Genomic DNA, 8,597 nt, shown 5'->3' on the forward strand with positions numbered 1-8,597 from the left:
AATTGAATGGTGTTGCATTACCACCAGCACCTCCAGAAAGACCAGTTGCATCTATTGAAACGATTCCTCCTGGTGCTTGTATTAATGATGCAGAAATTGCAGCTAAAGTTTCTATGGATCTCGCTGCTGGCTTAGTAGCATGTAGTCAAGCTATGGGACAATCTCTTCGAGAAGATGTTGGAATGATGTTTGGTCAATTTCATATGAAAAAAGCACAAGCTGGAGCTATATTACTTCGTCTGAATAAGAAAAAAGGTTGGATTATTCCGCCTCCATTACATGTTCTACAATCCGATCAAGCATAGTTATTGAAAGAAAATTCAATTTATTCAGTGTAGCTGTTGCAGTGAGGTAGTCTAGGAAAATAAAGGTTATTAGCGAATTAAAATAAATGGCAGAATCGTGACCGTTTTTTGGCAGTAAATGTGCCGGTTGTTTTGGAATTAGCATGTTATATTTGTATTGTGAGTAGTGGCGGAAAACAACGCTCACAAGATTCCTGATAACTGAAAATGGATCGTCATGACCGGTGGCGGTGGTTGTAGATTGGATGAACAATTGTTTCTTGTTTTCACATTCAATTGCAATTCACGTTGTGTAGACGGAGAAGGGCTTTTGCTCTTCTTTCAGTTACTTAATAATATTGGCGTAGATGATGTAACAACATTAGGTGATTGGAAGAAGGATAAAACTTCATTTACCGTAATTGAAGTATAGATTAATAATTAATGAAAAAAGCATCCATTCGGGTGCTTTTTATTTTTAGGTAAGGAGCGAGGATAATGTGTGAGCATAGATACCAGCTGTTAGAAAGTGAGACTACTACTTTTTATTCTGATACCAGACATTTTGGGGTAGATGTTTCGGCTACATTTTACTGCGAAAAGTGCCTTGATATTCAACATCGTGAGAAAAGAATTGATACGGGAGTGATTGAGGTAAAGGCATAATGAATGAGTACAAAACCAAACAACAGAAGCGTAAGTTCTATGACTGTGGTGAGTGGAAGAGCATACGAGAGCAAGTAAAGAAGAGGGACAACTATGAATGCCAAGAGTGTAAGCGTAACGGTCGTGTTCAAACAGATGCCAATGAGTACAGTGAGAGTGCAAAGCGTAAGAAGATACAACTCGTTGTCCATCATATAAAAGAACTAGAACATCATCCTAATCTTGCATTAGATATAAATAATCTCGAAACAATCTGTGTGAATTGCCATAACAAAGAACATGGAAGAATGTACGAAAAGAAACAAAATAAATGGGAACATGATGAGAAATGGTATTTTGAATTACAACCATTTCAGAAGTTTTTAACCGCTTTTGTATTTCTTTTTTATGAAGAAGACGATTCGGTTTTTTACGAGCAGTTTCTAATTATGATGGCTCGTGGTGGCGGTAAAAATGGTTTGATTTCATCATTATGTCATTTCTTTATTAGTCCACTACACAGAATAGACCGCTACAATGTTTCAATTGTGGCTAACAACGAGAAGCAAGCTAAAGTTTCTTTTCGTGAAGTCTATGATGCTATTAAAGGAAAAGAAATACTAGAAGATATGTTTTATCGAACTAAGGTAGAGATACTGAGTAACGATACTCAAAGTATTATGCAATATCATACATCTAATGCTGGTTCTAAGGATGGACTTCGTGACGGTTGTGTTATTTACGATGAAATACATCATATGAAAATTTTGATGTAGTAAATGTATTCTCTAGTGGACTTGGAAAAGTGCCAAATGCTAGAGAATTTTTTATTGGTACAGATGGCTTTGTCCGCGACGGATTCCTGGACAAGACGAAAGAGCGAGCGATGAACATTCTAAAGGGAAAAGATTTAGAAGATCCATTATTTCCTTTTATTTGCAAGATAGATAATCCAGAAGAAATTGATAATCCTGATGTATGGGAAAAAGCGAATCCGATGTTTAGTGAGCCGAGAAGTTCTTATGCTAAACAATTATTTAAAAAGGTATTAACTCAATATAAACAGTTAGAGAATAATCCTTCAAACCGTGAAGAATTTATAACAAAACGGATGAATTATCGCGAAACAGACCTAACAAAGTCTGTAGCTTCATGGGAAGAGATAATGCGTACTGGTTTTGAAGAAGATGGAGAAACGCGTTCGTTCATTATGCGGTTGACTGGAATGAAATAATCCAAATCGCAGATACAAAGTCCAGTGCTTATGGTGGAGGTACTGCTGCTAATAAACGATTTGTACATGTAGAGTTATGCGAAACAGTGGACTATACAAAATTCAAACGCAGCTATGATAAATATGTTAAGTTACTAGCTAAAATCTTACGTGACCGTAGATTATCTGTAGAAAAAGGATTATGGACTCACTATGATGTAACGAAATACCTTGGTGGAACAGATCATGAAGATCCACTTGACTACTTAAAGTTTCATTTATTTTGTGCGGGCTGAAAGGGATGGTTGGTTAAATCTTGGTGGGATCAGTGGATTAAGAACGATCCATCTTATGTGAAGTTTAATAAGAAAAGTACAGTTGATTCACCTATTGTAGGGAAGCGTGTGGTTTCTAAGGTTAATAATCTACGTTTCTATGATGCTCCATCTTGTCAGGTTTCGTAGATGCAGGTGAGGGATATACAATTGAAGGAAAGGTAAATATGGACGGTTCACTACAATTTAAGGTGCACCATTGTATAGGGAAAACATATTATATTACGATTAATGAAGTTTATGTGTATGTAAGATAACTGTATTACTACAATATAGTACAATCATAGGAGGTAGTTATGTGTTTGATAAAAATGAAATACAAACGATAAATGTAAATGGGATACTTCAAGCAAATGCATTAAATCCAAATGTAATTGGCCCTACACTTCCTCCAATCCCACCATTTACTTTACCAACCGGTCCCACGGGTCCAACAGGAGGGACAGGCCCAACGGGAGGAACGGGTCCAACAGGAGGGACAGGCCCAACGGGAGGAACGGGTCCAACGGGAGGAACGGGTCCAACAGGAGGGACAGGTCCAACGGGAGGAACGGGTCCAACAGGAGACACAGGCCCGACAGGAGCAACTGAAGGTTGTCTTTGTGATTGCTGTGTTTTACCTATGCAAAGCGTTTTACAACAACTTATTGGAGAAACTGTTATTCTTGGCACTATTGCAGACACACCCAACACGCCCCCACTTTTCTTTCTATTTACTATCACTTCCGTGAATGATTTTTTAGTTACAGTTACAGATGGCACTACAACCTTTGTGGTCAATATTTCTGATGTAACAGGAGTAGGTTTTTTACCACCAGGACCACCTATAACATTACTTCCACCTACCGATGTAGGATGCGAGTGTGAATGTCGTGAACGACCAATTAGACAGTTACTGGATGCGTTTATCGGATCTACAGTGAGTCTTTTAGCAAGTAATGGTTCTATTGCAGCGGATTTTAACGTGGAACAAACGGGACTTGGTATAGTACTAGGGACATTACCTATAAATCCAACTACAACTGTTAGGTTTGCTATTTCAACTTGTAAAATTACAGCTGTGAATATAACTCCTGCTACGATATAGTGGATTTCTTTCAGAAGTATCTGTTCCTAATCGATTAAAAAGCAGAGTAGACAATCTACGTTTCTATAATGCTCCATCTTAGCAGGATAAAGATGGAGCTGGTTCTGTAGATACAGGATTGGGATTTATAATTGATGCAAAAGTGAGTGTCAATCGTTCGCCACAGTATAAAGTACATAACAGTAAAGGAAAAACATACTATACTACTACAAATGAAACCTATGTATTTACTCATCTAACACAATGTATCTTCATGATTAATTAGCTGTGTCCTCTTGCTCTTTCTAAATCCTCTATCTGTAAATTCTCCACAACTATATTATTGGCGTACAATAATTAGGTAAATGTGTCTAAATGGTTTTCTAAGCGTACAAAATTCCAAAATTGATATGGTAAGTTTATGAAAATAATAGTGAAAAATAATATATATGTCTAATACACTATCGAGTTTTATCCATATTATCTTATTAAGAATTACAAAAGGAGGTGGAAAAAGAATGGACGAGCATATACAACCTCAACTTTCACCGCCAGGGATCACATATTTTAATGAACTTAGAAATTCAGTAGGAGCTGATCCAACTGTAACAGTAGGTCCGCTAATACCGACTGATGGAAATTTTATTATTTTAGTACAAACTACGGATTTTGAAAAAGCGATTGCATTAGCTACACTTCTTAAACCTACAGTGCAATTTGTTGTACAGCCGCAGTTCCCGGGTGGAGCGAATGTTGTTTTTCCAGTTTTTTCTGCAGAAGTAATACAGTTTTTTAATGATGATATATCTAATCTGTGTCAAACTTTCACAGAAGTCGCTGCAAAAGTTTTTCGTGATGTAATGAATGATGCAATATGCGGTATACCGATTTTATACTCGACAAGTTGTAGTACAAGTACTGAAACTACATAATTTATTGGTGAAAAAACTGATCAAAATAAAGAAATACAACCAAAATTGTTTTATTAATTTAAAAGAGACATTTCCAATTTTAGGAGATGTCTTCTTTCATTTGTAAAACGAATACATGTCCTAAGAAATTTACTTCATTTATAAAAAATTCTTATATATGATTAATAGAATCATTATAAAAAGTGCTAACAAGTTTGCAAACGAACTTACTAACACATATAAGAAATAGATAAAAAATATCGCTGATATGTCACCTTCAAATATAGACTTAATCATATAGAAAACACTAATACTGAATACTCATAAAATCATTCGTGATATCAAAGATAGATAATGTATTCAAGGAATTTTGATACCCGATATATCTAGAAGTCCATAATAAGTTTTTGAGAGTGTACGTACTAAAAAATATATGCTGGCTAATAAAATTTTATTAAAATGCTGAAACTTCGATAGTCGCGGTTGTTATTAAAGTGATTGGGATAGTAAAGGTAATTGTATTTGTTGCTCCACCAGAAATAGTAAGTACGCCAGTGTCAATTACTCTATCGGTAAGAATTAATGTTGGTAGATCCGTATTACCGGTAGGTCCAATTGAGCCCGGATTTAATGCGGTGGTATTGGTTTTAACTCGACTTCAAATAATTCACTTTCAAGTTCATTAAGTGCAAACATTGATACAGGGTATGGAGATGTATTAGACAAAATTTGTGATGAAATAGGTTCTCCTAATGATGAGAAAAATGTAACAAACACTTGTGAAAGTGGAGGGACCATAATGATAATACGATCAGTTTTTTGTAACGTATGAACCAACTCCAAAATTATATAATTTATAAGAATTCAAAACTATATTCGATAAATATGAAGATATTTTTATTAAGGTTTTTCCATTAGTGAATTGAGAAAATTAATACATTCTATCTTTCTATGAGTGGGGGGTATACAATAGCGTATGCTTGTCCAATTTATATGTGAGAAGCTAACTAAAATTTTACTGGTTTCAGGATTTATATGAGTGATTATAGCATTATTAGCCATACTAATAAGGGTAAGACCGCATGTCCATCAACTTAATTTTTAAGTAGGTCAATTTTGAACAATAAGAAATTCTATTAGTTACAAATGGCTAGTTTAATTCTGTAGGACAAGGTGAAAAGTCTAATTCGAAAAATTGAGCGCTGACTAATTCACAATACGGTTGTTCGTTATAAAACATTGTATTTTCGAAGAAGTATTTGTCTAAACGTGGTAAATCACCATTTTTAGGCTTAATAAAGTGAGACGTAATTGGATAAAGAATAGAGGAATTGCTAGTAAGTATAGGCAATCCATTTTTTATATTTGTTTTTTGTAAAATTATTGTAAAACGTAAATACAATATATAACAATGTAATGTATAATGTGTAAGTAATATATTTGAGATGTTAGGGGTGATGTATTCGATAATTACGTGTAACTTTTAAAAGCATTATTTTAATAACGTATTATTATAATAAATTGTTTTAAATTCTTCTTTTAGACTTTTAATTTTAAATTGTTTAGATTCAGTAATTGGTGTTTCTCGTTTTTTGATAATCAAGATAAATGAAGAGAGGAAGTACTCAATACATGGAAAAATTACGGTTATTAACATTTAAAAATATAGTAGAGCCACTTTTAAAGGAACATGTATCATTTATATATTTTCCGATTGAATGGCTAGACATTGTAGAGATACATTACAAGACATTTTTATTAACTAATAAGTTAAAGCGTTTAAATGAAAGATTGTATGATATGTTTTCTGATATATTGTTTATTCAGCATAATCCGTATGTATTAAATGAAAATACGCCATGGATTGTGTCAAAAGAACCAATTAGGCAAGAACAACTTGATTATATATTTCAAAGTTGGTATGAGGTCATTCATGATTGGAAACCGAATCAATTAATGGAACCGCCAAAATATGAATGGCATGACGATTTGATTTCGAATGTAACAGTATTACATGATAGTGAAACGTTTTCTAAATGGGTACCCGCATTAATTTCACATGTTTTTTGTGTACAACCTATACGAATTGAGAATAAAAATGAAGAAATCTATTTTTCTCCACTTCGATCACAAAATATTTGTGAGGCAATGTCAGAGCCGATTAAAGATGAAAAAACACAAGACTTTTTCGCCTATGTATACCGATTTGAATGTATAACTCGTGGTGGTGAGAATATTCCATTATTAAAGGTTACAGTAGGTATTCGGAGATTCTACCAAGAATATAAGATGATAGGTTAAACAAACCTTGATATAACAACGTTTGTTTGACCTATTTTTATGGAATGCAAACATTTTGCAAACATAAGTTATCCAAAAATGCTTTTTCCAAAGTTTTTAACGGCTTCCTCTTGCATATTCGGCAAAACATGAGAATAAACACTTAATGTCAATGAAATGTCTGTATGACCTAGTCGTTCACTGATAATTTTAGGATTAACTCCTTGTTTCAATAGTATGGTTGCATGTGTATGTCTTAAATCATGGAATTTAATTTCCTTTATGCCTGCGTTGTGTGTCGCTCTAATGAAATTTTTTCTAAAATTAGCTTTTTTTATAATCATTCCAAACTCATTACAATTAATTAAATCAAAATCTTGATAAGCAGAACCAAATCTTAATTTCTCTTTATTAATCGTAAGCTTATGCCTTTTTAAGGATTCTATAGTTTCTTTAGGTACAGGAATGGTGCGCTTTGACGAATTTGTTTTTGCTGTTTTTTTGATTTTATTGTCATGGCCAGATGTTTGGCTTATTGTAACAGTATGCTTTTCAAAATCAACATCCTGCCATCGTAAGCCTAGAACTTCTCCCATACGCATACCTGTAGTTATTGCAAGTAGATACCCAATGTGATATCGTGATTCTTGTGAATGCAAAAGAAACTTTTTTACTTCTTCCTCTGTCCAAGTCTGGATAGAGGTTCTTTCTTTTTTTGGTATCTCAGCAAAAGCAGCAGGATTTTGTGAAATAATATTTTGTTTTACAGCTAGATTTAAAGCGCTCTTTAAAATTCTATGAGTAAGCAGGATAGAATTGTTTGCAATACCTTTATCCATTGCAGTTTTATAGCATTTTTGAATGTGCATGACATTTAATTTATGGAGTGTAACCATTCCTATAGTAGGTATAACATGTTGGTTGATAAATGCCCTATAGCCGACAAAGGTACTCCTTTCTATACTCATACTTTTAATTTCTAGCCAATGATTTAGGTACTCCTTTAATGGAACCTTAGACGGCTCTATAAAAGTCCCTTCATTCAATTCTGTAATCTTCTTCGCAACATCAGCCTGTGCTTCTTTTTTTGTCTTATATCCAGAAAACCATTTCTGTCTTCTTTTTCCTGTCTCTGGATCGGGTCCGATATCAATAACAATACAATACTTATTTCCTCTTTTTCGAATATGTCCTTTCACTTAAAACACTCCTTCATTTGTTTTGAATCATGTTGTATAAGTCTAGTTGTAATTTTGCTGCTATGAAAATTACATGTTTGGACATATCAGCGATGGATATATTTTACCATATAATAAAATGTGAGTAGATTAATTAGTTAGCAAAATTTAATATAATTATACAGCTGTATAATTATATTAAGTGTATATTAGGATTTCGTTTTTTAAAATATGATTTCACGTAATTGTACTGTAATATACGTGAAATTAAATTGGAGTTTAATATTATGATATATATATAAATTATAAATTATAAATTAATAATTTATTAATATTATGATATATATATAAATTAAAAACTGAAAATTAATTAATATAAAAATATTAAAACATAAAACAAGAATGAATATATAAGAGTTTGTATGGAAAATATAACCTAGAATGCTAAAATAAAGCATTTAATTTAAATAAGAGGTGGAAAAATGACTTTACAAAACGTTAGTTCTAATCAGCTTGGATTGCAACCGCAAGGAATTTTTGATCATGCAAGAAATACAATCAATACTGCGGAAAGACTCACAAACATATTACTAGCAGCAGGACCAAATCAGCAACTAGGAACATTATCAGGACAAGGGGTACAGCCGCAAGATGTATGGAGTGAAGCGGGGAAAATAGCAAAGGA

Annotated in this window: 8 protein-coding genes and 5 pseudogenes; 11 read left to right on the forward strand and 2 right to left on the reverse strand. The window is 33.4% G+C overall.

Going from position 1 to position 8,597, the window contains the following annotated elements; genetic code table 11:
• The 9 genes and pseudogenes from JDS81_RS29535 to JDS81_RS29570 all read left to right on the forward strand — a co-directional run.
• Positions 1 to 305 (forward strand): DUF3231 family protein (locus tag JDS81_RS29535; protein ID WP_199688678.1); only part of this gene is annotated, 305 nt, incomplete at its 5' end.
• A gap of 241 nt (positions 306 to 546) precedes the next feature.
• Positions 547 to 717 (forward strand): hypothetical protein, encoded by a 171-nt coding sequence (locus tag JDS81_RS29540; RefSeq protein ID WP_242481423.1) that lies wholly within the window; start codon positions 547 to 549, stop codon positions 715 to 717.
• A 232-nt stretch (positions 718 to 949) separates the two neighbouring features.
• A pseudogene (locus JDS81_RS29545) lies at positions 950 to 1,282 on the forward strand (HNH endonuclease); the annotation flags it as partial.
• Positions 1,274 to 2,127, forward strand: a pseudogene (locus tag JDS81_RS29550) (terminase large subunit domain-containing protein); the annotation flags it as partial. The pseudogenes JDS81_RS29545 and JDS81_RS29550, both read left to right, overlap by 9 nt.
• Positions 2,112 to 2,734, forward strand: a pseudogene (locus JDS81_RS29555) (N-acetylmuramoyl-L-alanine amidase); the annotation flags it as partial. The pseudogenes JDS81_RS29550 and JDS81_RS29555, both read left to right, overlap by 16 nt.
• 41 nt (positions 2,735 to 2,775) lie before the next feature.
• The gene (locus tag JDS81_RS29560; RefSeq protein ID WP_142316295.1) at positions 2,776 to 3,564 is read left to right on the forward strand and encodes an exosporium leader peptide-containing protein; all 789 of its coding nucleotides are present in this window, start codon (positions 2,776 to 2,778) and stop codon (positions 3,562 to 3,564) included.
• Positions 3,565 to 3,601: 37 nt separating this feature from the next.
• A pseudogene (locus JDS81_RS30690) lies at positions 3,602 to 3,829 on the forward strand (hypothetical protein); the annotation flags it as partial.
• 232 nt (positions 3,830 to 4,061) lie between these two features.
• On the forward strand, positions 4,062 to 4,475 hold the full coding sequence (locus JDS81_RS29565) for a hypothetical protein (RefSeq protein WP_097952702.1): 414 nt from the start codon (positions 4,062 to 4,064) through the stop codon (positions 4,473 to 4,475).
• Between the two features lie 473 nt (positions 4,476 to 4,948).
• A complete protein-coding gene (locus JDS81_RS29570) occupies positions 4,949 to 5,140 on the forward strand; it encodes a hypothetical protein (protein WP_179864586.1) in 192 nt (63 codons plus the stop codon).
• Between the two features lie 467 nt (positions 5,141 to 5,607).
• Here the strand turns inward: JDS81_RS29570 and JDS81_RS31225 are convergent.
• Positions 5,608 to 5,763, reverse strand: a pseudogene (locus JDS81_RS31225) (DUF7852 domain-containing protein); the annotation flags it as partial.
• Between the two features lie 323 nt (positions 5,764 to 6,086).
• Here JDS81_RS31225 and JDS81_RS29575 point away from each other — a divergent pair.
• Positions 6,087 to 6,755 (forward strand): pPIWI_RE module domain-containing protein, encoded by a 669-nt coding sequence (locus JDS81_RS29575; protein WP_087969196.1) that lies wholly within the window; start codon positions 6,087 to 6,089, stop codon positions 6,753 to 6,755.
• Between the two features lie 68 nt (positions 6,756 to 6,823).
• On the opposite strand, the gene JDS81_RS29580 is transcribed toward JDS81_RS29575, so the two are convergent.
• The gene (locus JDS81_RS29580; RefSeq protein ID WP_098657645.1) at positions 6,824 to 7,933 is read right to left on the reverse strand and encodes a site-specific integrase; all 1,110 of its coding nucleotides are present in this window, start codon (positions 7,931 to 7,933) and stop codon (positions 6,824 to 6,826) included.
• Positions 7,934 to 8,394: 461 nt separating this feature from the next.
• Between JDS81_RS29580 and JDS81_RS29585 the strand changes: the two genes are divergently transcribed.
• A partial coding sequence (locus tag JDS81_RS29585) for a hypothetical protein (RefSeq protein WP_199688679.1) occupies positions 8,395 to 8,597 on the forward strand: 203 nt, incomplete at its 3' end.

The organism is Bacillus cereus group sp. N31 (assembly GCF_016483245.1).
Classification (GTDB): Bacteria; Bacillota; Bacilli; order Bacillales; family Bacillaceae_G; genus Bacillus_A; species Bacillus_A toyonensis.